Annotated in this window: 19 protein-coding genes and 4 tRNA genes; 8 read left to right on the top strand and 15 right to left on the bottom strand. The window is 64.3% G+C overall.

Annotated elements, in window-relative coordinates; all coding sequences use genetic code 11:
* Window positions 1–173 precede the first annotated feature (173 nt).
* The 4 genes from carB to gloB form a co-directional block, all read right to left on the bottom strand.
* Entirely contained in the window at window positions 174–3,428 is a 3,255-nt protein-coding gene (gene carB, locus L5014_RS14950; RefSeq protein WP_238464509.1) for a carbamoyl-phosphate synthase large subunit, read from the bottom strand.
* 171 nt (window positions 3,429–3,599) lie between these two features.
* On the bottom strand, window positions 3,600–4,757 hold the full coding sequence (gene carA / locus L5014_RS14945; protein WP_238464508.1) for a glutamine-hydrolyzing carbamoyl-phosphate synthase small subunit: 1,158 nt from the start codon (window positions 4,755–4,757) through the stop codon (window positions 3,600–3,602).
* A gap of 635 nt (window positions 4,758–5,392) precedes the next feature.
* Window positions 5,393–7,036: a transglycosylase SLT domain-containing protein gene (locus L5014_RS14940; RefSeq protein WP_238464507.1), complete on the bottom strand. Its 1,644-nt coding sequence runs from the start codon at window positions 7,034–7,036 to the stop codon at window positions 5,393–5,395.
* Window positions 7,037–7,190: 154 nt separating this feature from the next.
* Window positions 7,191–8,036, bottom strand: coding sequence for a hydroxyacylglutathione hydrolase (gene gloB, locus L5014_RS14935; protein WP_238464506.1), 846 nt, complete (start codon window positions 8,034–8,036; stop codon window positions 7,191–7,193).
* Between the two features lie 20 nt (window positions 8,037–8,056).
* Here gloB and L5014_RS14930 point away from each other — a divergent pair, with 20 nt between their 5' ends.
* From L5014_RS14930 to L5014_RS14915, 4 genes are all read left to right on the top strand, one after another.
* Window positions 8,057–8,890 (top strand): class I SAM-dependent methyltransferase, encoded by an 834-nt coding sequence (locus L5014_RS14930; protein WP_238464505.1) that lies wholly within the window; start codon window positions 8,057–8,059, stop codon window positions 8,888–8,890.
* On the top strand, window positions 8,887–9,336 hold the full coding sequence (gene rnhA, locus L5014_RS14925) for a ribonuclease HI (protein ID WP_129562423.1): 450 nt from the start codon (window positions 8,887–8,889) through the stop codon (window positions 9,334–9,336). The genes L5014_RS14930 and rnhA overlap by 4 nt, the downstream gene beginning before the upstream one ends.
* A 103-nt stretch (window positions 9,337–9,439) precedes the next feature.
* Window positions 9,440–10,165, top strand: coding sequence for a DNA polymerase III subunit epsilon (gene dnaQ, locus L5014_RS14920; RefSeq protein ID WP_238464504.1), 726 nt, complete (start codon window positions 9,440–9,442; stop codon window positions 10,163–10,165).
* 80 nt (window positions 10,166–10,245) lie between these two features.
* Window positions 10,246–10,320, top strand: a tRNA-Val gene (locus L5014_RS14915).
* 167 nt (window positions 10,321–10,487) lie between these two features.
* Here L5014_RS14915 and L5014_RS14910 read toward each other — a convergent pair.
* From L5014_RS14910 to L5014_RS14900, 3 genes are all read right to left on the bottom strand, one after another.
* A complete protein-coding gene (locus L5014_RS14910) occupies window positions 10,488–10,952 on the bottom strand; it encodes a DUF2214 family protein (RefSeq protein WP_238464503.1) in 465 nt (154 codons plus the stop codon).
* 106 nt (window positions 10,953–11,058) lie between these two features.
* On the bottom strand, window positions 11,059–12,072 hold the full coding sequence (locus L5014_RS14905; RefSeq protein ID WP_238464502.1) for a hypothetical protein: 1,014 nt from the start codon (window positions 12,070–12,072) through the stop codon (window positions 11,059–11,061).
* A 335-nt stretch (window positions 12,073–12,407) separates the two neighbouring features.
* Window positions 12,408–13,472, bottom strand: a complete 1,065-nt coding sequence (locus L5014_RS14900) for a glycosyltransferase family 4 protein (RefSeq protein WP_238464501.1) — start codon at window positions 13,470–13,472, stop codon at window positions 12,408–12,410.
* A gap of 753 nt (window positions 13,473–14,225) precedes the next feature.
* On the opposite strand from L5014_RS14900, the gene L5014_RS14895 reads away from it, so the two are divergent.
* Window positions 14,226–16,061 (top strand): ABC transporter ATP-binding protein, encoded by a 1,836-nt coding sequence (locus L5014_RS14895; RefSeq protein ID WP_238464500.1) that lies wholly within the window; start codon window positions 14,226–14,228, stop codon window positions 16,059–16,061.
* A 164-nt stretch (window positions 16,062–16,225) separates the two neighbouring features.
* Here the strand turns inward: L5014_RS14895 and otsA are convergent, their stop codons facing one another.
* Both otsA and otsB read right to left on the bottom strand, forming a co-directional pair.
* Window positions 16,226–17,659 carry an alpha,alpha-trehalose-phosphate synthase (UDP-forming) gene (gene otsA / locus L5014_RS14890; RefSeq protein ID WP_238464499.1) on the bottom strand — a complete coding sequence of 478 codons (1,434 nt, stop codon included), beginning with the start codon at window positions 17,657–17,659 and terminating at the stop codon, window positions 16,226–16,228.
* Between the two features lie 165 nt (window positions 17,660–17,824).
* Window positions 17,825–18,574 carry a trehalose-phosphatase gene (otsB, locus tag L5014_RS14885; protein WP_238464498.1) on the bottom strand — a complete coding sequence of 250 codons (750 nt, stop codon included), beginning with the start codon at window positions 18,572–18,574 and terminating at the stop codon, window positions 17,825–17,827.
* Between the two features lie 555 nt (window positions 18,575–19,129).
* On the opposite strand from otsB, the gene L5014_RS14880 reads away from it, so the two are divergent.
* The 3 genes from L5014_RS14880 to L5014_RS14870 all read left to right on the top strand — a co-directional run bounded on the left by L5014_RS14880 (window position 19,130) and on the right by L5014_RS14870 (window position 21,230).
* Entirely contained in the window at window positions 19,130–19,684 is a 555-nt protein-coding gene (locus L5014_RS14880) for an SCO family protein (RefSeq protein WP_238464497.1), read from the top strand.
* A 127-nt stretch (window positions 19,685–19,811) separates the two neighbouring features.
* Complete coding sequence (locus L5014_RS14875) at window positions 19,812–20,279, top strand: copper chaperone PCu(A)C (RefSeq protein ID WP_420800070.1); 468 nt, start codon at window positions 19,812–19,814, stop codon at window positions 20,277–20,279.
* Window positions 20,280–20,354: 75 nt separating this feature from the next.
* On the top strand, window positions 20,355–21,230 hold the full coding sequence (locus L5014_RS14870; RefSeq protein ID WP_238464496.1) for a cytochrome c oxidase assembly protein: 876 nt from the start codon (window positions 20,355–20,357) through the stop codon (window positions 21,228–21,230).
* 88 nt (window positions 21,231–21,318) lie between these two features.
* On the opposite strand, the gene L5014_RS14865 is transcribed toward L5014_RS14870, so the two are convergent.
* The 6 genes from L5014_RS14865 to uvrC form a co-directional block, all read right to left on the bottom strand.
* Entirely contained in the window at window positions 21,319–21,807 is a 489-nt protein-coding gene (locus L5014_RS14865) for a GNAT family N-acetyltransferase (RefSeq protein WP_238464495.1), read from the bottom strand.
* A 325-nt stretch (window positions 21,808–22,132) separates the two neighbouring features.
* Window positions 22,133–22,206, bottom strand: a tRNA-Cys gene (locus L5014_RS14860).
* Between the two features lie 125 nt (window positions 22,207–22,331).
* A tRNA-Gly gene (locus tag L5014_RS14855) sits at window positions 22,332–22,407 on the bottom strand.
* Between the two features lie 72 nt (window positions 22,408–22,479).
* A tRNA-Gly gene (locus L5014_RS14850) sits at window positions 22,480–22,555 on the bottom strand.
* 187 nt (window positions 22,556–22,742) lie between these two features.
* Window positions 22,743–23,333: a CDP-diacylglycerol--glycerol-3-phosphate 3-phosphatidyltransferase gene (gene pgsA / locus L5014_RS14845; protein WP_238464494.1), complete on the bottom strand. Its 591-nt coding sequence runs from the start codon at window positions 23,331–23,333 to the stop codon at window positions 22,743–22,745.
* A 138-nt stretch (window positions 23,334–23,471) separates the two neighbouring features.
* Window positions 23,472–25,823 (bottom strand): excinuclease ABC subunit UvrC, encoded by a 2,352-nt coding sequence (gene uvrC / locus L5014_RS14840; protein WP_238464493.1) that lies wholly within the window; start codon window positions 25,821–25,823, stop codon window positions 23,472–23,474.
* Window positions 25,824–25,988: the final 165 nt, after the last annotated feature.

Below are 25,988 nucleotides of genomic sequence, written 5' to 3'. Positions count from 1 at the left end.
AAAATCGTTGCGGCCATAAAAAAAATCACCGCGGTTAAGTGCATCCCGCGAGGGCGACAGCGCGCACTGGCGCAGCCTGAAAACCCTGTTGGGACGCCGCTTAACCGCGGCGCATTCAGCCTTGTATTCAGCCTGTTGTCTGCCTTATTAATATTGGACAGACAATCGAAGCCTTAGTTTAGGCGAGCATGGAGGCCTTGTAAATCATAGACTTCCAAGTTCTTCAGGTAGCGCAGCCCCTCGACGGCAGCGCGTGCGCCGGACATCGTGGTGTAGTACGTGACCTTGTTCGCCTGGGCGCTCATGCGAATCGAGCGCGAATCGGCGATCGCCGCGCGGGTCTCGTCGACCGTCGTGAAAACGAGCGAAATCTCGCCGTTCTTGATCATGTCGACCACGTGCGGACGACCGTCCTTCACCTTGTTCACGACCTTCACCGGCACACCGGCCGCCTCGATCGCGGCGGCCGTGCCGCGCGTCGCGACGAGCGGGTAGCCGAGCTCGTGCAGCATGCGCGCGACTTCGACGGCCTTGGGCTTGTCCGCGTCCATCACGGTGATGAAAACGGTGCCCGACTCCGGCAGGCGCGAGCCGGCCGCAAGCTGCGACTTGAAGAGCGCCTCGCCGAAGGTCTTGCCCACGCCCATCACTTCGCCGGTCGAACGCATTTCGGGTCCGAGCACCGGGTCGACGGTCGGGAACTTGACGAACGGGAACACCGCTTCCTTCACGCTGAAGTAAGGCGGCACGACTTCCTTCGTCACGCCCTGCTGTGCGAGCTTCTGGCCGACCATCGCGCGCGCCGCGATCTTCGCGAGCGGCAGGCTCGTGGCCTTCGAGACGTACGGCACGGTACGCGAAGCGCGCGGGTTCACTTCCAGCACGTAGATGATGTCCTTCTTCGAACCGTCATCTTGCGGGACTTGCTGGATCGCGAACTGCACGTTCATCAGGCCGACCACGTTGAGCGCCTTGGCCATCGCGGCCGTTTGACGCTTCAGTTCGGTCACGGTTTCCTGCGAGAGCGAGTACGGCGGCAGCGAGCACGCCGAGTCGCCCGAGTGCACGCCCGCCTGCTCGATGTGCTCCATCACGCCGCCGATGAACACGGCTTCGCCATCGGAGATGCAGTCGACGTCGCATTCGATCGCGTCGTTCAGGAAGCGGTCGAGCAGCACCGGCGAATCGTTCGACACCTTCACGGCCTCGCGCATGTAGCGCTCGAGGTCGCGCGGCTCGTGGACGATTTCCATGGCGCGGCCGCCCAGCACGTACGACGGACGCACGACGAGCGGGTAGCCGATTTCGTCGGCGAGCTTGAGCGCTTCGTCTTCGGCGCGCGCGGTGCGGTTCGGCGGCTGGCGCAGGTTCAGGTCCTGCAGCAGCTTCTGGAAGCGCTCGCGGTCTTCGGCCGCGTCGATCATGTCCGGCGAGGTACCGACGATGGGCACGCCGTTCGCCTCGAGGTCGAGCGCGAGCTTCAGCGGCGTCTGGCCGCCGTACTGCACGATCACGCCAACCGGCTTTTCCAGGTCCACGACTTCGAGCACGTCTTCGAGCGTGAGCGGCTCGAAGTACAGACGGTCGGACGTGTCGTAGTCGGTCGAAACGGTCTCGGGGTTGCAGTTGACCATAATCGTTTCGTAGCCGTCTTCGCGCATCGCGAGCGCGGCGTGCACGCAGCAGTAGTCGAACTCGATACCCTGGCCGATCCGGTTCGGGCCGCCGCCCAGCACCATGATCTTCTTGTTGGTGGTCGGGTTCGCCTCGCACTCTTCCTCATAGGTCGAGTACATATAGGCAGTCTTGGTGGCGAACTCGGCCGCGCAGGTATCCACGCGCTTGTAGACCGGGCGCACGTTCAACTCGATACGGCGCTTGCGCACGTCCGCGGCGTTGCTGCCGAGCAGCTTCGCCAGACGGCGATCCGAGAAGCCGCTCTGCTTGAGGAAGCGCAGTTCGTCCTTCGAGAGGCTTTCGAGCGTACGGCCCTTGACGGCCTCTTCCTTGCGGACGATCTCTTCGATCTGCGCGAGGAACCACGGATCGATCGCGGTTTCTTCGAAGATCTCTTCGCGCGTCATGCCCACACGGAACGCGTCGCCCACGTACCAGATGCGGTCCGGACCGGCTTCGCCGATCTCGCGGATGACTTCGTCACGGCTAGTGGTCTTCTCGTCGAGACCGTCGACGCCCACTTCGAGGCCACGCAGCGCCTTCTGGAACGACTCCTGGAAGGTGCGGCCGATCGCCATCACCTCGCCCACCGACTTCATCTGCGTGGTGAGACGCGGGTCGGCTTCGCGGAACTTCTCGAACGCGAAACGCGGAATCTTCGTGACGACGTAGTCGATGGTCGGCTCGAACGAGGCCGGCGTCTGGCCGCCCGTGATTTCGTTGCGCAGCTCGTCGAGCGTGTAGCCGACTGCCAGCTTGGCCGCGACCTTGGCGATCGGGAAACCCGTGGCCTTCGAGGCCAGTGCCGACGAACGCGACACACGCGGGTTCATTTCGATCACGATCATGCGGCCCGTGCGCGGGTCGATCGAGAACTGCACGTTGGAGCCGCCCGTGTCCACGCCGATCTCGCGCAGGACTGCGAGCGAGGCGTCGCGCAGGATCTGGTATTCCTTGTCGGTGAGCGTTTGTGCCGGCGCGACCGTGATGGAGTCGCCGGTGTGGATGCCCATCGGATCGAGGTTTTCGATCGAGCAGACGATGATGCAGTTATCCGCCTTGTCGCGGACCACTTCCATCTCGTATTCCTTCCAGCCGAGCAGCGACTCTTCGATCAGCAGTTCGCGCGTGGGCGAGAGGTCGAGACCGCGCCTGCAGATCTCTTCGAACTCTTCGCGGTTGTAGGCGATGCCGCCGCCCGAGCCACCGAGCGTGAACGACGGACGAATCACGATCGGGTAGCCGCTCGTGCCGGTGGACGCGGCGATCTCGGCGTGAACCTTGGTCGCTTCTTCCATCGAATGCGCCACGCCCGACTTCGCCGAACCAAGGCCGATCTTCGTCATCGCGTCCTTGAACTTCTGGCGGTCTTCGGCCTTGTCGATCGCTTCCGGCGACGCGCCGATCAGCTCGACGTTGTACTTCTTGAGCACGCCGTGGTGATGCAGGTCGAGCGCGCAGTTCAGCGCGGTCTGGCCGCCCATCGTCGGCAGGATCGCGTTCGGGCGCTCCTTCTCGATGATGCGCTCCACCACTTCCCACGTGATCGGCTCGATATAGGTGACGTCGGCCGTGTTCGGGTCGGTCATGATCGTCGCCGGATTGCTGTTGACGAGAATGACCTTGTAGCCTTCTTCGCGCAGCGCCTTGCACGCCTGGGCGCCCGAGTAGTCGAACTCGCAGGCCTGGCCAATGATGATCGGCCCCGCGCCGATGATGAGAATGCTCTTGATGTCTGTCCGCTTGGGCATAACGCTCTCGCTAAATATTCCTGTGTCTTTCCTTCTTGCAGCGGGCGGCACGTGCTTCGCTTACCGAGTCACGCCTTGCCGCTCGCCGCTGGGCGTCGCGCGTGGGCTGCTTCTTCAAGCGGCTCGCTGCGCGCCCTGCTCTCTCGCTCGCCGTCCGTTCGTTGCGTGCGCTTACGCGGCCGCCGTGCGCTTGTCGCCCTTGGCGCTGTCCATCAGCGTGGTGAAACGGTCGAACAGATAGCCGATGTCCTGCGGACCAGGCGACGCTTCCGGGTGGCCCTGGAAGCAGAACGCCGGCTTGTCGGTCAGTTCGAAACCTTGCAGCGTGCCGTCGAACAGCGAGACGTGCGTGACGCGCGTGTTCGCGGGCAGCGTGTCGGCGTCCACGGCAAAGCCGTGGTTCTGCGACGTGATGACGACGCGGCCATCGCCAAGATCCTTCACCGGATGGTTCGCGCCGTGGTGGCCGGTCTTCATCTTGATGGTCTTCGCGCCGAGCGCGAGGCCCATGATCTGGTGACCGAGGCAGATGCCGAAGGTCGGGATGCCGCGCGCGATGAACTCCTGCGTGGCCTTGATCGCGTAGTCGCACGGCTCGGGGTCGCCGGGGCCGTTCGAGAGGAACACGCCGTCTGGGTTCAGCGCGAGCGCGTCGGCCGCGGTGGCCTGCGCCGGCAGCACGGTGACATGGCAGCCGCGCTCGGCCAGCATGCGCAGGATGTTCTGCTTCACGCCGAAGTCGAACGCCACGACCTTGTACTTCGGTGCCGCTTGCGTGCGGTAGCCTTCGCCCAGGCGCCACTCGGTGGTCGTCCACTCATACGGCTTTTCGGTCGAGACGACCTTCGCGAGGTCCATGCCCGCGAGGCCCGGGAACGAGCGCGCGAGTTCGATGGCCTTGGCTTCGTCGTCCGAGCCCGCGAGAATCGCACCGTTCTGGGCGCCCTTCTCGCGCAGGATACGCGTGAGCTTGCGCGTATCGATGCCGGCGATGGCGACCACGCCTTCGTCCTTCAGGTAGTCGCCGAGCGTGCGCTCCATGCGGAAGTTCGAGGCAAGCGTCGGCAGGTCTCGAATGATCAGACCGGCGGCATGGACTTTCGTGGCTTCGACGTCTTCGGCGTTGACGCCGACATTGCCGATATGCGGATACGTCAGGGTGACGATCTGGCGAGCGTAGCTCGGGTCGGTCAGGATTTCCTGATAACCGGTGATGGCCGTGTTGAACACGACTTCACCGATCGTATGACCCGGCGCGCCGATCGAGTAACCACGAAAGACCGTGCCGTCGGCGAGCGCGAGCAGAGCGGGAGAGAATGACGGCAACACGGGAGACTCCTTGGGGGAGCACCCTGTGCCGACCTGTTATCCGACGTTGCGTGTCTTGCGACCTGGGAGCGGCTGCGGCGTCGGCGTCCTTATCGTAGCGATCAGGACGCGCGCGCGGCACGCTCCACAGTCTGCTCGTTACGCGACTTATCCGTGTTTGACCGTGTTTGGGCGCCGGGCAGCGAAGGAGCGTTTGTGACGCTCGATCGGGCGGCAGCCAGCCAGTAGAAACGGAAAGCGCGGGCGGCGGATGAACGGATGGGGGAGGTAGGCGCTAGGGTGCGGGTTGATAAGCTCAAACCTTGAAATTATAGCGCGAAAACGCCCTTTCTTTCAAATTTCGGGATGGCGCCCATCGGGCGAGGCACCGACCCAAGCCGGGGCAGCGCCCATTCCACTATAGGCGCCGGCAAGTACACAGCAAGCACCAGCAAGCGGAGCGCCATTCATCCGGAGCGGGCCGGCGCGACGATCGCCCGCCTTTTTTCGCTCACAACCGCCCCCACAAACGACTCACAAACGAAAACGCCGCCACCTGGCGAGGTGACGGCGCGAGAAACAAGTGGCAAAAGTGATCGGAGCGAAACATCGCGCACTGCCCCCGCAGCGCACGACTGAGCACCCTTCGCCAGCCGCTATTTGGATTTGTGCTTCTGCGTTTGGGTTTCGGCCTTCGGGCGGCTTGCCGCACCCTTCGACGCCTTGCTGGGCGCGGCGCTGGAAGCCTTTGCCTTGACCGGTTCGGAAACCTTGACGACCCCAGTATGCGCGCGACCGTGTTTCTTATCGTAGCGCGACTTGGAGCCCGTGTCTGCAACCCGGGTCCCGATGCGCTGCACGCCACCGCCGGATACATTCGTCGCCAGACGCTCCGGCCCCGGCTCGCTCGGCATCGTCTTGCCGACCGGCACGTGCAGCACGAGCACCTGACCAGGGCTCACGAGGTCGCGGTGCGTCTTGTTCCATGCCTTGAGCTGACCGACCGAGACACCGTAACGCCCCGCCAGCGCTTCCATCGACTGCTTGCGGCGCACGCGGATCAGCATCTTGCGCGTATCGGGCACGTCCGGCTCCATGGCCAGCACGGCGCTTTCGGCAACGTCGGCGCTGATGTCCTCGTCGTCGCCATCGTCAGTGCGCGGCACCACGAGCGTCGAGCCCGCCTTCAGGCGCATGCCTGCCGGAATCTTGTTGACCGACATGAGCGTGTCCGCGTCCACGCCGATCTTCTGCGCGATGGCTGCCGGCGTGGCCCGCGAGTCGGTCGTGTAGGTGGTCCACGAAGAAAGCTGGCCCGAATACGACTTGAGGTTGCGCTCGAACGCGCTGGCGTTATCGAACGGCAGCAGGATCTGCGGATCGCTCGTACCGAGAATGACCGGCTTCTTGAACGACGGGTTGAGCGAGCGGAACTCGTCAGGCGTCATGTTCGCGAGCTTGGCCGCGACGTCCACATCGATATCGTGCGACGTGGTGACCGTGACGAAATACGGGTGGTTGGGAATGGACGGCAGTGCGAGCCCATATTGCTGCGGGTTCATCACGATGTTCTTGACCGCCTGCAGCTTGGGCACGTAGTTGCGCGTCTCATTGGGCATGCGCAGGCTCTGGTAGTCGGTCGGCAGACCGGCCGCCTGGTTGCGCGCAATGGCGCGCTGCACGTTGCCCTCACCCCAGTTGTAGGCGGCGAGCGCGAGATACCAGTCGCCGAACATGTCGTGCAGGCGCGAGAGATAGTCGAGCGCCGCGCTGGTGGAGGCGAGCACGTCACGGCGCTCGTCCTGCCACATATTCTGCTTGAGGTTGTAGGTGCGGCCCGTGCCCGGCACGAACTGCCACATGCCAGCCGCCTTCGCGACGGAGAGCGCCTGCGGGTTGTACGCGGACTCGATGAACGGCAGCAGCGCGAGCTCGGTCGGCATATGCCGGGCCTCGAGCTCCTCGACGATGTGATAGAGATACTTTTGCGAACGCTCGGTCATGCGCGCGACATAGTCGGGACGCTGGGCATACCACTGGGCGTTCATGTCGACCAGATCGCTCTGCAGGTCGGGCATCTGGAAGCCGCGGCGGATACGCGCCCACAGATCGGCGTCGGGGCTCGTGAGCTGGTCGACCGAGCCTTTGTCGACGTTGATCGTTTCTTTCGCGGCGGAGGTCTTGCGGATGGCGTCGGCGCGCGCCTGGGGATCGGCCGGGGAAAGCGAGTTCGCATTCGGCCCCCCGCTCGCACAGGCGGCGAGCATGAGAACCAGCAGCGCGCTTAGGATAAATCGCATGAACGTCTACTTGCTAATGGCGGGAATTTGGAGCCGATAGTACGGAACGCACACGTTTCCGTCAATCGGAATAATTGGAAAAACCTCAAGAAAATCCGCAGCTTGGACGACGTTCCATACTTTTGGGATGAGGATACCCCCGCGACCCGTTGGGTCAGCGGAACCGATTCTTCCATTCGCGCATCAGCGCGAACGCGGCCAGCCGGTCCGTCACCGTTTCATGCAGCGCCTCGGCAAGCGCTGCTTGAACGGCCGGATCGCCGGATCGCAGAAAGGGGTTGACGGCACGCTCGTGCGCGATAGTGGTGGGCAAGGTGGGGATACCGCGCTCGCGCATCGCATGTGCCTGATGGCTCCAGTCGCGCAGATCGGCATTGTCCGGATCGCAGGCCAGCGCGAAACGAATATTCGAAAGCGTGTATTCGTGTGCGCAATGCACCTGGCTGGCACCCGGCAGTGCCGCGAACGAATCGAGCGAAGCGAGCATCTGCGCGGGCGTGCCCTCGAAGAGACGTCCGCAGCCGCAGGCGAACAGCGTGTCACCACAGAACAGATGTGGCGTGCCCGACGGGTCGGCCGCCTGGAAATAAGCGATATGCCCGCGCGTATGCCCCGGCACGTCCATCACCTTGAGGTCGAGCGCCGGCGCATCAAGATGCACTGCATCGCCGCCCTTCACGCGCGTAACAAACGCGTCGAGCAGGCCGAGCGCCTCGCTCGCCGGACCGTACACCGGCACGCACTCATCCGAAAGGAGGTCGGCCACCCCGCCGACGTGGTCGTTGTGGTGATGGGTGAGTAAAATAGCGACGAGCCGCCAGCCTCGCTTCGCCAGATATGCGCGAACCGGCGCGGCGTCGCCCGGATCGACGGCAACGGCATTGCGGCCGTCCGACACGACCCAGATGTAGTTATCTTCAAAAGCCGGAACCGGTATGTATTCAAGCGCGGCGGCGAGCGCGGCGGCTGGCACGGATGCGTGCTCAAGCGGACTCTTCATGGGGCGGCGAACTTTTCGACATGTCTGACCGAACGATTATAGACTGGCCCGCCTGGACCGGATCGCCCGCAGGCAGGTACGTGCTGGGCTGGGAGCAGGAGCAGCTCGACCGCGTGGTGTCGAACATCTTCGGCTACCATGCGCTGCAGCTCGGCCTGCCGCAGCTCGATGCGCTGCGCGAAAACCGCATGTCGTGCCGGGGCCTCGTGCTCGACGCGGCCAGCGCCACGAGCGCGCCGTACACCGTGCCGGGCGCTCAGCCGCTGTCCGATTTGCAGCATCCGCCCGTGCCCCACGCGCCGGCGGATCGCAGCACGGTTTGGTGCGACCATCTCGATCTGCCGTTCGAGGCGCAGAGCGTCGACCTCATCGTGATGCCGCATACGCTCGAATTCACGAGCGACCCGCACCGCCTGCTGCGTGAAGCCGAACGCGTGCTGATGCCCGAAGGGCAGTTGCTGATCGTCGGCTTCAACTCGCTCTCGCTGTGGGGCGCGCGCCAGTCAGCGGCCAGGCTCACGGGACATCCCTTCCTGCCCGCGCGCGAAGACCTGATCGCCTTCACGCGCCTGAAAGACTGGATCAAGCTGCTGGGCTTCGAGCTTGAACGCGGCCGCTTCGGCTGCTATCGTCCGCCGCTCGCCAGCGAGAAATGGCTCGGGCGCTACACCTTCATGGAGGCCGCCGGCGACCGCTGGTGGCCGATCTTCGGCGCCATCTATATGGTATCGGCCATCAAGCGCGTGCGCGGCATGCGGCTCGTCGGCCCGCTAAAGGTCAAGAAACCGGTGCTTGCGGCGAGCCTGAAACCCGCCGCCACCACTCCCTCCCCCACTCGCAACAAGGACTCATGAGCTCACCCGATTTCGTCGAAATCTTCACGGACGGTGCCTGCAAGGGCAACCCCGGCCCCGGCGGCTGGGGCGCGCTGCTGCGCTTCGGCGCGCAGGAAAAGGAACTGTTCGGCGGCGAGCCCGGCACGACCAACAACCGCATGGAGCTGATGGCGGTGATCGCCGCGCTCGACGCGCTCAAGCGTCCATGCAAGGTGATCGTGCACACCGACTCGCAGTATGTACAGAAAGGCATCAGCGAGTGGATCCACGGCTGGAAGAAGAAGAACTGGATGACAGCCGCGAAAACGCCCGTCAAGAACGACGACCTGTGGAAACGCCTCGACGCGCTCGTCGCACAACATGAGGTGGAGTGGCGCTGGGTCAAGGGCCACGCCGGGCATCCGGAGAACGAACGCGCCGACGCACTCGCGAACCGCGGCGTCGCCACGCTCGCCGAACTCTAAGCCGGACGTGTAGCGCGCATCGCTTCACGCGTTTTTTTACGCGTTTTTTCATCCGCTGCTTTACGCTCTGCCCCTGCCTCCACGCAATCACGCTTCAAACGACATGCGACAGATCATTCTCGATACCGAAACCACCGGCCTGAACCCCCGCACGGGCGACCGCATCATCGAAATCGGCTGCGTCGAGCTGGTCAATCGCCGGCTGACGGGCAAGAACCTGCACTTCTACGTCAACCCCGAGCGCGACAGCGATCCGGGCGCGCTCGCGGTACACGGCCTGACGACCGAGTTCCTCTCGGACAAGCCGAAGTTCGCCGAGGTCGCCAACGAAATCCTCGACTTCGTGCGCGACGCCGACATCATCATCCACAATGCGCCGTTCGATATTGGCTTTCTCGACGCCGAGCTCGCGCTGCTCGGCAAGCCGTCGTTCAAGGAGCATTGCGGCGAAGTGATCGACACGCTGGTGCAGGCCAAGCAGATCTTCCCCGGCAAGCGTAATTCGCTCGACGCGCTGTGCGACCGCTTCGGCATCAGCAACGCGCACCGCACGCTGCACGGCGCACTGCTCGACTCGGAACTGCTCGCCGAAGTTTATCTGGCGATGACGCGTGGCCAGGAAAGTCTCGTCATCGACATGACGAGCACGGTCGAGACCACCGGCAGCGTGGCAACGCCGCGCGTGACGTTCGAGACGCTCGTGCTACCCGTGATCGTCGCAAGCGAGGAAGAACTCGCTGCGCACGAAGCGCTGCTCGACGGTCTCGACAAATCGATCAAAGGCACCTCGGTATGGCGCACGCAATCGACCCAATCGGCCCCCCGCTGAAGAGAATGCGGCCACTGTGCAAAATACTTAAAAAAGGGCTTTACAAGATCGGAAACGCCCGGCATAATTTCAATCTCTTCGGGTGGTTAGCTCAGCGGTAGAGCACTGCCTTCACACGGCAGGGGTCACTGGTTCGATCCCAGTACTACCCACCAGAATTCTGGTGTTGGTAAAGACAAGCACCGAAGATTAAAAACCCCGTTGCGCATGCAACGGGGTTTTTTCATTTCCGGCACGTGAATCCGACAATAACAAGCGGCTGTAACAAGGATGCCGATACAAACCGCCCTCCTCATCCGCCACCCGCTCGTAGCGAGTTCAGCTACGCGTCACCCACGCCGATCCCGACTCCGCGCGCCATCCCCGTCGCGGCGAGCACCATCACGATGAGCAGCACCGTCTGCCACGCGCCGATACGCGCGTACTTCGTTGCGCTGGTGAGATCCGGCACATCGCCACGGCGCACGGCGAGCCGCCAGCGCAGTAGCGCCATCATCGGTGCAATCTCAAGCAACAAGATCAATACGAGCGCACCCATCTTCACGTGAAAGAGCGGCTCATGCAGGTAGTAGTCCGCGCCCTTTTCGAACCCGCCGAACGCACGCGCCGCTCCCGTCACGATCAGCAGGACCGCCGAGATGCCCCAGCCGTTGTCGGCACTGAAGATCGCGGGCAGCGCCTCGGTGGAGGTGCAACGGCGCAGGCCGCGCGTGCGCCGCAAGATCGATGCGAACGCCAGGCCGAAGGCCAGCAGATGAATGGCGGCAAGCAACCAGCGTATGAGCATCGCGACTCCTTCGAAACGACGACGGGATCGACAAGCTTGCGCGAAACCTGCTCCGCGCGAGGACTGCCTCAAGCGGTACTGCCTGGTGGCTCGCCCGGCGCGCCTTTCACGGTAACGCAGCGGGCGGGGTCTGTTTGAGAGCGGTATCGAGCGCGCGTGCGGCGACACGGTCGCCTTCGGTGGCGAGCCGCACGCGCATGACAGTCTGGTGATTGTGTCCCGCCGCTGCTGGCGAGTCCCACAGCAACTCGATCATCGGCCGACGCCCGACGGTGCGCGCGGGCGCGGCATGACGCGGCGATGCCGGAACGGCAGAAACGCTGCTCGCAGCCGGCGCGGGGGATGTCGCCGATACGGTCGATACCGTCGATACGGTCGATACAGTTGACGCGGTCGATATCGCCGGGGCGAACGATTCAGCGTCCGGCGCCGGGCTCGCGGTGTCGGCGATGGCGCCGGATTGGGCCGGTGTCGCGCCGGCCACGGGCGCATCGGCGGGCGCGGAACATGCCATATCGGCGGCCGGTTGCATATCCGTCGGCCAGCGCACCGACAGCTCCCGCGCGTCGTACTGCCCGACTTTGCGGCTTTCGAGCCAGACGATGGTCGTGCGCGTCGCGGCGTCGACCGATACCGCGTAGCGCCCGATCGCGAAGCGCCGCGCCGCCACGTTGCTACGCCACAATGCGCGCGGGCGGCAGATCCAGACCACGGCCGCATAGAGCGCCGGCGCGACGACGAGCCAACCGTTGGTGACCTCGATCGCCTCCACCGCACGCCGCCAGCCGTCGGCCCAGACGAATACGCCGATCGACCAGAGCGCGAACAGGCAGCCGAGCACGCCGAACATGCGCAACGTCTGGCGCAGCCATTGAGGCAGCGGATGGAACGGCCGCTCGACGCGGGCCTGCGCGCCGGGCAACACGATCAGCAGAAACAGGAAGACGAGGTTCAGGCAAGCGACTGGCGACGAGGCCATGCCCCGCAGCGCCACCAGAAAATTCATATCCCCCATCGAGTGGAGCCAGCGCGCAAGAATCACGAGACCGATCGCGCGCAGCGCAAACATCTTCCCGGCACCGGGAACGGCGGCGGCGCGCGTCGGTCGGGATCTCGCCAAGGCACTTCTCCTGAGGTCGCGTTTGGGTTGCGCTGTGGTCGTCATGCAACGTCTTGCGCGGTCGTCGCGCGCAGCTTTCGTGAATAAATTACGGATTTCGCGGAACGGCCATTATAGGGACATTGCTGTTACCCCTCACGCTCGCAAGCGGTCTTTGCATGTTCTCGCGCGCCCTGTGCGGCACAAATGCGACAACGCCCCGGTGCACAGCACCGGGGCGTTGGAGAAACGGGGAACGCGCGTGCGGCGCGTCCCGTGCAGCGGCTTGCCTGAGCGCGGGTCTTGCAAACGCGCGGACCAAGCCGACGTTGGCTAGCGAACGCCAGTCAACATTATTAGCCAGCGTTGACTTCGCGCAGCACCGTGCGGTGCTTCTGGCGCAGCAGGTCTTCGTACACGGCCACATAGTTGCGCGCCATCACCTTCGACGAGAAGCGCGCCTCGAACGCGCCGCGCACCTTCTCGCGCGACAACGTCGGCAGGCGCTTGAGCGCAGCGACTGCGCTGATTTCGTCTTCGACGACGAAACCCGACACGCCATTCTCGATGACTTCGGGCACCGAGCCGCGCTTGAACGCGATGACCGGCGTACCGCAGGCCATGGCTTCGATCATGACGAGACCGAAGGGCTCCGGCCAGTCGATCGGGAACACCAGTGCATGCGCATTGCCGAGGAACTCGCGCTTTTCATGCTCGCCGATTTCGCCGATGTACTCGACGTGCGGCAACGCCATCAGCGGCTTGATGACTTCTTCGTAGTAGGCACGGTCGGCCTTGTCGATCTTCGCGGCGACCTTGAGCTTCATGCCCGCCTGCTGGGCGATGCGAATCGCGCGGTCAAGGCCCTTCTCCGGCGAAACGCGGCCGAGGAATGCAAGGTAGCCGGGCTCGACGTTCGGAATCGGCTTGAGCACGTCTTCGGGCAGGCCGTGGTAGACGGTCTGCTGCCAGTTCGCCTGTTGCAGCGGGATGCGCTGGTTGTCCGAGATCGAGACGACCGGCACGTCATTGAATGCGGTGAAGATCGGCTGCAGTTCGGGCAGGTCGAGACGGCCGTGCATGGTCGTGACGAACGGCACCGGCTGGCGCTGGAACAGCGAGAACGGGTAGTAGTCGATGTGGAAGTGCAGCACGTCGAATTCGTCCGCGCGGCGGCGCACTTCTTCGAGCAGCAGCATGTGCGGAGCCATCACGTCGCGAATCGTCGGGTCGAGGCGCAGCGCCTGCGGCCAGAATGCTTCGAGCTTTGCCGAGGTGATCGAATCGCCGCTGGCGAAGAGCGTGACGTCGTGACCCTGCTCCACCAGCGCTTCGGTCAGGTAGGAGACCACCCGTTCCGTGCCGCCGTACAGCTTGGGAGGAACCGCCTCGTGCAACGGAGCGATTTGAGCGATTCGCATAGTGGTGAACTCCTTCCTCGTAATAAATCGGGCTTAGTACTGCAATTTTGACAATCGACCTTGCGGGCTGCGGCCTCTTTGCCGCGCGCCCCACCAGGCGTTCCATACCGCTAACCGCGCCGGTAGCCGGCACACTGACCGACGCGGTTGTGAAGTCCTGGATGGACACAAGCGGCGGTTCAGGCGGTAAACGCGCAGGGTTCGCGGTCGTTGACATTCATGCTGTCAAAATCCCTACGCTGTTCGAGTCGGCATTATCGGGGTTTGCACCCATTGCCGGCTACGAGATTTCAAACTCTTTACGTTGTTACAAAGTAGAAACACTCCGCAACCCCTTGTTTTTTAAGCCCGTTCTAAATTGGGGGTTCGTTTTTCGGGCAGCACAGCGCCGGAACACGGTCAGAATGCTGCTTTATCTGACCCCAGTTTCGTGAAACTTGCGGCTCGAGAGTGGATCGCGCCTGCGGTACGGCGCGTCGTGTAGGCGCATATGGCGCGCCTGAACGGAGTCTGCGATTGTATCTCGAAAACCCAGTGGAAACCCGTTGAACTCCGCCGCGACAATATGTTGGGAAGGGTCACTCTCCGCGGCATAGTCGCGATAAGATGCGCGTCCCGCCGGGCATGAGCCGTGCGGCTCGCGCGTGGGGTGTTTACAATGCGGGAATTCCGCGCGGTTAGCGGTTGCGCGCCTTCTTGTCTCTTTTTTCTACCTTGCACGGACGAAGCTCCGTCAGACCGACCACCGATCAATTGGAACATCTGACCATCGCCCAGCGTAACGCCCATAACGCAAAGCTCGCGAGCTATGCGCACCGGCCGCTTGCGTTTCTTTTCCGCTACATCAAGCGCCATCCGCTCGCCCATGGGGTCGTGCTCGCCAGCGTGTTCGCAGCCGTGGGCTGTGCCCTCGCCTCGCAATACGCGATCAAGCATCTGATCGACGTGCTCGGCGCGGGCCGGCACCATCCGGGCCCGTTGTGGACTGCGTTCGCGATCCTCGTCGGGCTGATTGCCGCCGACAATCTGCTCTGGCGGGTAGGCGGCTGGTTCGCCGCGCACACGTTTGTCGCCGTCACGGGCGACCTGAGACGCGACCTCTTCCAGTATCTAAGCGGCCACTCGAATACGTATTACGCGGAAAAACAGCCCGGCACGCTCGCGAGCCGAATCACCGCGACCTCGAACGCCGTGTACACAGCCGAGAACACCACCGCGTGGAACGTGCTGCCGCCGTGCATCGCCGTGGCGGGCGCCATTGTGATGATCATTGCGGTCAATCCGTTGATGGCGGCCGGCCTCCTGCTCTGCTCGGCGATTCTGTCGGTCATTCTCTTCAAGCTGGCCGGACTCGGCTCGGCGCGCCACCACACATTCGCCTCCAAGGCGGCTGCCGTGGACGGCGAGCTCGTCGACGTGATCGGCAACATGGCGCTCGTGCGCGCCTTCGGCATGACGCTGCGCGAGCAAAATCGCTTCGGCTCGACCGTGAAGGCCGAACTGGACGCGCGCCGCTCGAGCCTGCTCTATCTGGAAAAGCTGCGCCTGCTGCATGCCGTCATCACGGCGATGCTTTCGGCTGGCCTGCTCGGCTGGGCACTGTGGCTCTGGGACCAGGGCAAGGCCACGTCGGGCGACATTGTGCTGGTGAGCTCGCTCGGCTTCACGATCCTGCACGGCACGCGCGACCTGGCCGTGGCGCTCGTCGACGTCACGCAGCACGTCGCGCGTCTGGCCGAAGCCGTGCAAACGCTGCTCGAGCCGCATGGCATGCCCGATCGCGACGACGCCAGCGAACTCGTCGCCCAGGGCGGCCGCGTGGACTTCGAAGGCGTCACCTTCGCCTACCCGCACCGCAAGCCCATCCTCGACCACTTCGACCTGCGTATCGAGGCCGGCCAGCGCGTGGGCCTGATCGGCAAGTCGGGCGCGGGCAAGACCACGGTGCTCGCGCTGCTGCAGCACTTCTACGAGACCCAGGGCGGCGCGATCAAGATCGACGGCCAGGACATCGCCCACGTCTCGCAGGACAGTCTGCGTCACGCCATCGCGCTCGTGCCGCAGGACATCTCCCTGCTGCACCGCTCGATTTACGAAAACATCGCCTACGGCCGCCCCGAGGCAAGCCGCGACGAAGTGCTCGCCGCTGCACGCGAAGCGCGCTGCGCCGACTTCATCGAGGCCATGCCCGAAGGCTACGACACGATCGTGGGCGACCGCGGCGTGAAGCTCTCGGGCGGCCAGCGCCAGCGCATCGCGATCGCGCGCGCGATTCTCAAGAATTCGCCGATCCTCTTGCTCGACGAGGCCACTTCGGCGCTCGACAGCGCCTCGGAGGAAGCCATCCAGCAGGCGCTCGACCGGCTGATGGTGGGCCGCACGGTGATCGCCATCGCGCACCGGCTCTCCACGCTGCACAACTTCGACCGCATCATCGTGATGAGCGCGGGCAAGGTGATCGACGATGGCAGCCCCGAGGAGTTGCGCAACCGTCCGGGCCTGTACCGCGAACTGCTTGCCAAGCAGTACGGCAAGTCGTCCACGCTGCATCTGGGCGCCAAGAAGGCCGACGAAAAGCACGTGGCCTGACGCCAGGCGCTCCGTCCTGACCCAAAGAAAAAGCCGCTTCGTTCGTGAAGCGGCTTTTTCGTTTTCGGCGGCGTTTGAGGGGTTTTGATGTTGGCGCGACGGGCTTTGACGCGGCCCAAAGCGCTACGGAACGCCACCGGATACGCGAGAGAGAGGCCCCAGCCCTACTGCCGCGCGAGCTCCACGGACGGCGGCAACGACACGCCAATGCGCTGGGCGATGTTCGTCAAATCGCGCATGAAGCGGTCGCGCCAAACCGAGACGTTGTTCTCGCGTAGCTGCACCATCATGTCGTTGTAGCGCGCGAGGCGCTCGGCGAGCGGCATCGAGAGCGCCTTGCCGAGCGCGTCGGCCATGCCGTCGATGTCGAGCGGATTCACGATCAGCGCGCCGCCCAATTCCTGCGCGGCGCCCGCGAAGCGCGAGAGCACCAGCACGCCGGGATTCTCGGGATCCTGCGCCGACACGTACTCCTTCGCGACGAGGTTCATGCCGTCGCGCAGCGGCGTGACGTAGCCCACGTGCGAGGCGCGAAACAGCGCCGCGAGCACGGCGCGTTCGTACTGGCGGTGGATGTACCAGATCGGCGTCCAGTCGAGCTCCGCGAAGCGACCATTGATGCGCCCCGACTCGGCCTCGAGCCGCAGCCGGATGTCCTGGTACGCGTGCAGGTCAGCGCGCGTGGGCGGCGCGATCTGCACGAACGACACCTTGTTGCGCTGCGCGGGCGCGTGCTCCAGCAGCCGTTCGAAGGCGCGAAAGCGCTCGACGAGGCCCTTCGAGTAGTCGAGCCGGTCCACGCTCATGATCACCTTGCGGCCGTGCAGCGTGGCCTTGAGCGTGCGCACCGGCTTGTCGTTCTCGCCGGCCTTGGCAAGCTCGGCGACTTCGTCGGGATAAACGCCGATCGGGTAATCGTTCACGCACAGGGTCTTGCCGAACGCCTCGATCTGCGTGATGCCGTCTGCGCGCCTCGCGACCGAGCCGCCCGCCTCGTTCAGGATGTAATCGCAGAACGCGCGCACGTCGGGCTTCGTCTGGAAGCCGAGCAGGTCGAACGAGCACAGCGCCTGAACCAGCTCGCGGTGCGGCGGCACCGCCAGCAGCACCTGCGAAGCCGGAAACGGGATATGCAGGAAGAAGCCGATGCGGTTTTTCACGCCCGCCGCGCGCAGCGCCTCGGCAAACGGAATCAGGTGATAGTCGTGGACCCAGATGACGTCGTCTTCGCGCAAAAGCGGCACGAGTTGCTGGGCGAGCCACGCGTTCACGCGGCAATAGCCGGCGTATTCGTGACGGTCGTACTGCACGAGATCGGCGCGATAGTGGAACGCCGGCCAGAGCGTGGCGTTCGAGAAGCCGCGGTAGTACTGGTCGTAGTCGCGGCGCAGCAGGCCGATAGTGGCAAAGGTGACCGGGCCGCGCTCTTCGAGCTGGATCTGCGGCTGGCCGGACGAGAGCACCTCGCCGCTCCAGCCGAACCACATGCCACCGGTTTCCTTGAGCGCGTCGTAGACGCCGACCGCGAGACCGCCCGCGGCCGGGCCGCCTTCGGAAATCGGCGCGACCCGGTTCGACACGATGATCAGTCGGCTCATGAGATGCAGGTTCCGTGCAGAAAAGAAGTTAGAAGCAGCCGTGCGGGCGCGGCCCAGGGGCAGCGCAAAACGCGCTGGCGCGCAGGGGCCAGATGCGCCGGTGCGTGCGCCGAATCAGGCACAAATCAAGCACCCACACCCAATCAGGCACCGCGAGGCACGCAATCAGGTACCGCGCGGCGGCGCGACGAGCGTGTCGAGCCACGCGAGCAGCGCCTCGACCGACTCGACGCGTGTTTTTGCGATCGTGTCGCCGCCGCCGACCTTGATCGACAGGCCGCCCTCGGCATTGACCACGGCGAAGCCCTTCTCGTCAGTCAGATCGTCGCCGGCGAACACGGGCGTGCGGCCCGCGAACGGCGGCTCGTCGAGGAAGGCGCGCAGCGCGCGGCCCTTGTCGACGTCCTTCGGCTTGATTTCGTAGACCATCTTGCCGGGCTGCAGCACATAGGCATCGGCGAATTCGGCGGCGAGCTTTTCGGTGGCCGCACGTGCCACGCTCTCGTGCTCGGGCGCGTTGCGGTAGTGCAGCGCGAGCGCCGCGCCCTTGATCTCGAGCAGCATGCCCGCATGGGTGCGCACCACTTCGGCGAGCACCTGCTCCATATGCAGAAGACGCTGATCGTTGAAGCCGACGCGTTGCGTGTCGCCATTGGCGTCGCGGCGCTCAGCGCCGTGCAGGCCCGCGACCGGCAAATCGGGCATGCCGAGGAAGGTGTCGATGCTCTCGATGCCGCGTCCCGAGACGATGGCCACTGCGCCGTGCGTCGCACGGCGCAAGGCGGCGAGCAGCGCGAGCATGTCGGGGCGCACCAGCACGCCGTCGGGTGTGGGCGCGAGGTCGACGAGCGTGCCGTCGAAATCGAAGAAAAATGCCGTCTTGTCGAACGGCAGTTCAGCCGGAAGTACTTGCATTACGTTCGTTTCGTCCCTCGGCGCATCGGCCGGGTTGATCCAGCGAGCGCTCGCCCGCCGGAGAAAGTGTGCGCATCTTACCGCGCATCGTCCTGATTTTCGAGAAAGGAAAGTCCACCCTGCCATTGGGCCAGCCGTTTCCAGGCCAAGCCGGAACGCAACAGCGGGTACTCTGCCGACGTGGATCCGTTCAGACGCCTTTTTTGCGCCGCCGTCTTCTTTCGCCCTTTTTCCCTTTCCACCGTTACCCGCTGGCGCCCACCGATGCCCACCGATGCACATCGGCACGGAAGATGCGTCAAATTGACCCTGCCTCCCCGCCACACCGGACCATGCGCGGCAGCGAGCACCCAATTTTGCTACAGTCCAGCGACACAGCGTGGGCTGGCAACGCGCACGTCCTTGTAAATCGAGTTAACGAGAAAGCCTTTGTTCCCCGAGTTCGACGCTTCACGTTCGTCACGCTTCGCATCCCGCACTCGCGCTGCAGTCGGCCTGCTCCGCGCTCTGCACGGAATACGTCTCGCAGCACTGCTGACGCTCGCCGCCGGCTCCATGCTGCTCGGCGCATGTTCGCGTCCGGCCGAGCCGTGGCAACTCACCAATGTGAGCGGCCACCTGCCCGACCTCACGTTCGCACTCACCGACGACAGCGGCAAGCGCATGAGCGGCGCGGACCTGCACGGCAATACGACGCTCGTGTACTTCGGCTACACGCATTGCCCGGACGTCTGTCCGGAAACGATGGCGCGGCTGATGCAGGTCATAGCGAAACTCGGACCCGATGCGCAGCATGTGCGGATACTCTTCATCAGCGTCGATCCCGCACGCGACACGCCACAGGCGCTGCACGCCTACGTAAGCGCGTTCGACTCACAGCATGCGCTCGGTCTCACCGGCACCGACGCGCAAATCGAATCGCTCGCAAAGCACTATCGCGTGGCGTATCAGATGGAAAAACGCGACCCTGACGGCAGCTACGAAGTCACGCACAGCTCGGCCGTCTACGTGTTCGACGCACAAGGCCGCGCGCGCCTGCTCGCCACCGACAAGGACTCGCCCGACGCCATCGCGCATGACCTGCGCCGTGTGATCGATTCCGCAGCGTAGGCTTCGCCGGACATCGCCGGGGCTGCAATCCACAACTTCGGCAACCCCGATTTACGTACCACCCGCAACAGGAACTGCCATGACGATGAAAATGAAGTCCCGCCGCGTTACTCGCATGAGCCCCCGCATGAGCCCCACAGGCGCCATGAGCCGGCTCGGCGCCGCACTCGGCTGCGCCCTCGCCTGCACGTTCACGGCGTTCGCCCCTGCGGCGCACGCCGCCGACGCCGCGCTCACCGCGCAGAACGCATGGGTCCGCTGGCTGCCCAACAATCTGCCGGCGGCGGGCTACGTCACGTTGAAGAACGACAGCGACAAACCGGTCGACCTCGTGAATGTGACAAGCGACGACTACGGCATGGTGATGCTGCATCAAACCGTTTCGAACGGCTCGACGCAGAAGATGGTGATGGTGCACAAGGCCACGGTGCCCGCGCACGGCACGCTCTCGATCGCTCCGGGCGGCTATCACCTGATGCTGGAGCATGCGAAGCACAAGATCGCGCCCGGCGACACAGTGAAGGTGAAACTGGAGTTCTCGGACGGCGCGACGCTCGACACGCCGTTCGCGGTGAAGCCGCCGTCGCAGCAATAATCACCTGCCGAGCCCGAAGAAGCGCGCCATGACCTTCGTGAAGAAGTCCGCGATGAACCTGCCCAGTTGTCCGCGATGAACCTGCTCTATTGGCTCGACCCGTGGGAGCCCTCACCGACCGTCGTGATCGCCGTGATCCTGACGGCGGTGCTGTTCGTGCGCGGCAAGCGCCAGGCGAAAGTCTCGCTGGCGCGGCAGATCTCGTTCTGGTTCGGGCTCGGCGCGCTCTATGTCGCGCTGCATACGCGGCTCGACTACTTCTTCGAGCATGAGTTCTTCATGCACCGCGCGCAGCATCTCGTGCTGCACCACCTCGGGCCGTTTTTCATCGCGCTCGCTTATCCGGGCGCGGCGCTGCGCGCAGGCGTCCCATTCGCGTGGCGGCAACGCTTCGTGCGCCCCGCACTGAACGCGCGGCCGGTGCGGGCGATGCTCGACATCGTCATGCATCCCGTCGTCGCGGTGACGCTCTTCGTCGGGCTCATCTACTTCTGGCTGCTCTCGCCCATCCACTTCATCGCGATGCTCGACTGGCGGCTCTATCGCGTGATGAACTGGAGCATGGTGATCGACGGCCTGCTGTTCTGGTGGCTCGTGCTCGATCCGCGCCCCGCGCCGCCCGCGCGCCTCGCACCCGGCAAGCGCGTGCTGGTGGTGATCGCGGCAATTCCTCCGCAGATCGTGCTCGGCGCGTTCATCTTCTTCACGTCACACGAGCTTTATCCGATCTACTCGATTTGCGGACGCGCATTCACGTGGCTCTCGCCAATGCGCGATCAGCAGATCGGCGGCCTGCTGCTATGGATTCCGGGATCGATGATGAGCGTGGTCGGCGCGTTGATCGCGCTGCGCCACTGGATGCGGCTTTCGGCGCGCGGACGCCTCAAGCGCGCTGGGGGAGCGCGCAAGCCTGCACGCGCCTCGCACAAACACGACGTGCAGCACACCTGAGCGCACGCATCGCACGCGCAAGGCGCGAAGTTCAGCTGAGAAGTGCGGCGCGAAGTTCAGCGTAAAGCGCGGCGCGAAGAACAGTGCACTACGCCGAGCGCATCCAGATGTGCGGGATGCCGTCCTCGTCGTGAATCTCCGAGACTGGCTTGAAACCGAACGCACCGTAGAACTTCTGCAAATGCGCCTGGGCGTGCAGCCGCATCGGCACGCCCGGCCATTGCCGCGCGATGTGCGCGATCGCGCGTTCGAGCAACCCGTTGCCGAGCTTGATGCCGCGGAAGTGCGGCGAAGTCACCACGCGGCCAATGCGCACGTCCGGGTCCTGCGCGTCGGGCAGCAGCACCCGCAGGTAGCCCGCCAGTTGGCGCGAGCCGCCCTGCCCGCCCCACGCGAACAGATGCCAGGCGTCGCCGTCGAGGCCGTCGATATCACCGTACACGCAGTTCTGCTCGACCACGAACACGGCCGAACGCAGCCTGAGCATTTCATAGACATCGCGTGAGGAAAGCGCATCGAATGCGTTCCATTGCCAGTCGAGTTGGGCTGTCGGCAAGGCGGGAGACTGCGCAATCATGTGATTTCCGTCAAAGCGTGCTGAAACGCCGATTATGCCCTGCGACGCGAGCACGGCACAAACGCCAGCAGCCTTGGCCGCGCGCGCACGTCTTCGGAGAGTTCGATGGTCATTGGCGGGAATCCGGATGGAAGCGATGCGATGCGATGCGTGGATTGTGCGCGAGTACGCGGGACAACACATCATCCATTTGACCTGGCACGACCGCCTGCCTGACTGGCTCGCGCGCCCAGCACAAAACACACGCAAAACACACGACATGCGCGATATGAATGCGCACCAGGAAAAAGAAAAGCCACCCGAAGGTGGCTTTTCTCGTCTTACCTGGAGGCGCGAGCCGGAGTCGAACCGGCCTACACGGCTTTGCAGGCCGCTGCATAACCGCTTTGCTATCGCGCCAAAAGCGGACTGTTTGATGTATCAGGCGCACCGCACTGCTTGCGCGCACAACCACCAGACAGATTTTTGTGCGGCGGCCTTGCGGCCTGCCAAACAAAAAGGGAAGCGCTGCTTCCCCGGAATTCTGGAGCGGGAGACGAGTCTCGAACTCGCGACCTCAACCTTGGCAAGGTTGCGCTCTACCAACTGAGCTACTCCCGCATTTGTGCTACCGAACTACCTACTGCTCCGGCGCCTCGTTTCACACTGCTGCAAAACGCCGCACCTAAAATCTGGAGCGGGAGACGAGTCTCGAACTCGCGACCTCAACCTTGGCAAGGTTGCGCTCTACCAACTGAGCTACTCCCGCATCTTTACTGCTTCGCCGCTGATTTACTGCTTATCTTCAGCGATCTCCACTACATCTGCTTCGTTTGCTGCTTGTCGTGCAGCGGAGAAGTGAGATTATGTATAAGCCGCTGAATCGTGTCAACCCCTTGGTGTGATCTTTTCAAAAAAAGATGCACGAGGAACCCCGCTTGCGCCGCCTGGTTCGCTTACAGGCTCCCGCGCTCGCGGATCTGCGGCCACGCGAGCTTCATGTAATAGAGCATCGACCAGATCGTCAGCACGGCTGCCACGTAAATGAGCCAGGTGCCCCACACGCGCGAGTCGAACAACGTGAGCCCGCCGATCGTCACTGGCGCGTAGAACAGCAGCATGGGGATCGCCACCATCTGGCACGCCGTCTTGAACTTGCCGAGCTGGTTCACGGCAACGCTCCTGGACGCACCGATCTGCGCCATCCATTCGCGCAGCGCCGAAATGGCGATCTCGCGGCCCACGATCACCAGCGCGATCACCGCATCGAGGCGCTGCAGATGCACGAGCACCAGCAGCGCGGCCGTCACCATGAGCTTGTCGGCCACCGGATCGAGGAACGCGCCGAACGACGACGTCTGATTCCACTTGCGGGCGAGATAGCCGTCGAACCAGTCGGTCAGCGCCGCCAGCACGAAGATCACCATGGCCGCCGTGTTCTGGTGCATCGGGCTCAGCAGCGTTTGCGGCAGATAAAACACGCCAACCACGAGCGGAATCAGCACGATCCGCAGCCATGTCAGAAGAATTGGAATATTGAACGGCATCGTGTGGCGCAGTCTGTCAGGGGAGATTGCAATGATGGGAGATGCAATTGTGCCGCGTCACCGAACCTGCCACAAGCAAACCGCAAGCAACCGTAAGGCAGCGCGGCCGGCGGCGCAGCAATGGACTCAACCGCGGACTCAATGAAGCTGCCGGTAGATCTGCTCGGCAAGCGCGTGCGAAATGCCCTCCACACTCGCCAGGTCCTCCACGCTCGCGGCCATCACGCCGCGCAGGCCGCCGAAGCGCGCAAGCAGGCGCTGGCGGCGCTTTGCGCCCACCCCCTCGAGCTCTTCGAGCCGCGAGGTCTGGCGCGTCTTGCCGCGCTTCGCGCGCATGCCCGTGATCGCAAAACGGTGCGCCTCGTCGCGAATCTGCGCGACCAGCATCAGCGCCGCGCTCTCCTTGCCGAGTTCGAGCGGTGAACGGCCATCGGCGAACACGAGGGTCTCGAGACCGACCTTGCGCCCCTCGCCCTTGGCCACGCCTACCAGCATCGCAGGGTCGAGCCCCAGCTCGTCGAACACCTGGCGCGCGATCTCGACCTGGCCCTTGCCGCCGTCGATCAACACGATGTTCGGCAGCGTGCCGCCCGCCGCAGGCGGTTGTGCGCATTCGGACGATGCCGCGGTGCTTTCGGTGCTTTCGGTGCTTTCAGTACCTCCAGTAGCATCGGGAGGCGACAAAGACTGCGCTTCGTCGCCTTCGCCAGCCTCGATGCGCGCCGATTGCTCGACCATCTTTTCATAGCGCCGCGTAAGTACCTGGCGCATGGCCGCGTAATCGTCGCCGCCCGTGATGCCGGTGATGTTGTAGCGCCGGTACTCGCCCGACTGCATCTTGTGATGGTGATAGACGACGCACGAAGCCTGGGTCGCCTCGCCCATCGTATGGCTGATGTCGAAGCACTCGATGCGCAGATGCGCGAGGTCGTCGAGTTCGAGCCCGAGCATCTGCGCGAGCGTGCGCGTGCGCGCCTGCTGCGAGCCCTGCTCGGAGAGCAGGCGGGCGAGCGCGAGCCGCGCGTTCTGCTCGGCCATCGCGAGCCACGCGCGCTTTTGTCCTTGCGGCTGGCGCAGCAGCGTGACCTTGTGGCCGGCCTGCTCGCTGAGCACGTCGACGAGTTCGCGATTCGCCGGCGGATGGCTCACGACCAGCACCGGCGGCACACGGTTGCCGAAGTAATGCTGGGCGATGAAGGCATCGAGCACTTCGGATTCGATGCCGGTCTCGCGCTTGCCGCGCGCCGTTGCCCGGGAGGATGCCGCGGAATCGGCGTCCACACCGCCTCCGGTGCTTTCGGAAGCATCGGCAAGATCGGCCCCATCGTCCTCATCTCCCCCTTGCGCCTCGCTCGCGAGATCCGCCGCGAGCGCGAGCGGATCAGGTGCGGCGCCTTCATCGGCCAGCTCGCGCCCACCGCTACTTTCCGCGCCGCTTTCGTCGCCGCTTATTTCGCCGCTTACCTCGCTCTCATGGCCGGCCTGCGCGCCAGCGGCAGCCACCATCGCCTTGCGCGCGAGCGAAGGCAGCGACTTCAGCGCCGATGCCGCCAGCACCGCCTCGCCCTCGATTTCCTCGGCGACGCCGCCCTCCTCGTCGGTCAGCGCGCGCTCGACGTGTGCCGGGAAATACGCCTTGTCGCCCAAATGCCGGCCGCCGCGCACCATGGCGAGATTCACACAGACCCGCCCGCCTAGCGCCACCACCGCGAGAATGTCGACGTCGCTTTCGCCCCCGGTCTCGATGGCCTGCTGATGCAGCACCGTCGAGAGCGAGCTCATCTGGTTGCGCACCGCCGCCGCCTGCTCGAACTTCAGCTCGGCGGCAAACGCGTGCATCTTCGTCTCCAGCTCCTTCATCACCTCGTTCTGACGGCCGAGCAAAAAGCGCGAGGCATTGCTCACGTCGCGCGCGTAATCGTCCGCGCTGATCGCGCCCACGCACGGCGCCGTGCAGCGCGCGATCTGATGCAGCAAACAGGGCCGCGTGCGATTGTTGAAGACAGAGTCTTCGCAAGTACGCAACTGGAACACGCGCTGCAGGATCTGAATGCTCTCACGCACCGCCGAGGCGCTCGGAAACGGCCCGAAGTACTGGTTGTTACGATCGACCGCTCCGCGGTAGTACGCCATGCGCGGAAACTTGTGGCCCGTGAGCTTGAGGAACGGGTACGACTTGTCGTCGCGAAAAAGGATGTTGTAGCGCGGCGTGAGCGCCTTGATGAGATTGTTTTCAAGCAGCAGCGCTTCGGCCTCGGAACGCGTGACCGTGGTCTCGATGCGCACGATGCGCGTGACCATCATGGCGATGCGCGGCGAGAGCTGCGTCTTCGTGAAGTAGCTCGATACGCGCTTTTTCAGGTCGCGCGCCTTGCCCACGTAGAGCACCGTGCCTTGCGCGTCGTAATAGCGGTACACACCGGGCAGATGCGGGAGCTGCGCCAGGACCTCTTTCGGGTCGAAAACGTCGGGATCGGTGGAAGCGGTCATCCAGTCTGGAGGCGTGGGGCGGCGTCGGTTGTCGTCGGCTGGCAGGCCGCGCCGCCTGCGCGACGCCATCATGCGAGTGTCTTAGAATCGCAAGTTTAGATCATTCCGCGCGGGGCCGAACCCGTTGGCTCGAAGGCCGAAGGCCTGGTCGCCGGTTGGCCGCGC

Origin of the sequence: Paraburkholderia tagetis (assembly GCF_022213065.1) — a bacterium.
Classification (GTDB): Bacteria; Pseudomonadota; Gammaproteobacteria; order Burkholderiales; family Burkholderiaceae; genus Paraburkholderia; species Paraburkholderia tagetis.
The sequence above is the reverse complement of the archived record's forward strand: the minus strand, read 5'-3'. Positions and strand labels throughout refer to the sequence as shown.

Excerpts from the sequence above, each read along its gene's own strand:
- carB (WP_238464509.1), bottom strand. The coding sequence starts at position 3,428 with ATGCCCAAGCGGACAGACATCAAGAGCATTCTCATCATCGGCGCGGGG.
- L5014_RS14940 (WP_238464507.1), bottom strand. The coding sequence starts at position 7,036 with ATGCGATTTATCCTAAGCGCGCTGCTGGTTCTCATGCTCGCCGCCTGT.
- gloB (WP_238464506.1), bottom strand. The coding sequence starts at position 8,036 with ATGAAGAGTCCGCTTGAGCACGCATCCGTGCCAGCCGCCGCGCTCGCC.
- L5014_RS14930 (WP_238464505.1), top strand. The coding sequence starts at position 8,057 with ATGTCTGACCGAACGATTATAGACTGGCCCGCCTGGACCGGATCGCCC.
- rnhA (WP_129562423.1), top strand. The coding sequence starts at position 8,887 with ATGAGCTCACCCGATTTCGTCGAAATCTTCACGGACGGTGCCTGCAAG.
- dnaQ (WP_238464504.1), top strand. The coding sequence starts at position 9,440 with ATGCGACAGATCATTCTCGATACCGAAACCACCGGCCTGAACCCCCGC.
- L5014_RS14910 (WP_238464503.1), bottom strand. The coding sequence starts at position 10,952 with ATGCTCATACGCTGGTTGCTTGCCGCCATTCATCTGCTGGCCTTCGGC.
- L5014_RS14900 (WP_238464501.1), bottom strand. The coding sequence starts at position 13,472 with ATGCGAATCGCTCAAATCGCTCCGTTGCACGAGGCGGTTCCTCCCAAG.
- otsA (WP_238464499.1), bottom strand. The coding sequence starts at position 17,659 with ATGAGCCGACTGATCATCGTGTCGAACCGGGTCGCGCCGATTTCCGAA.
- otsB (WP_238464498.1), bottom strand. The coding sequence starts at position 18,574 with ATGCAAGTACTTCCGGCTGAACTGCCGTTCGACAAGACGGCATTTTTC.
- L5014_RS14880 (WP_238464497.1), top strand. The coding sequence starts at position 19,130 with ATGCTGCTCGGCGCATGTTCGCGTCCGGCCGAGCCGTGGCAACTCACC.
- L5014_RS14875 (WP_420800070.1), top strand. The coding sequence starts at position 19,812 with ATGAGCCCCACAGGCGCCATGAGCCGGCTCGGCGCCGCACTCGGCTGC.
- L5014_RS14870 (WP_238464496.1), top strand. The coding sequence starts at position 20,355 with ATGAACCTGCTCTATTGGCTCGACCCGTGGGAGCCCTCACCGACCGTC.
- L5014_RS14865 (WP_238464495.1), bottom strand. The coding sequence starts at position 21,807 with ATGATTGCGCAGTCTCCCGCCTTGCCGACAGCCCAACTCGACTGGCAA.
- pgsA (WP_238464494.1), bottom strand. The coding sequence starts at position 23,333 with ATGCCGTTCAATATTCCAATTCTTCTGACATGGCTGCGGATCGTGCTG.
- uvrC (WP_238464493.1), bottom strand. The coding sequence starts at position 25,823 with ATGACCGCTTCCACCGATCCCGACGTTTTCGACCCGAAAGAGGTCCTG.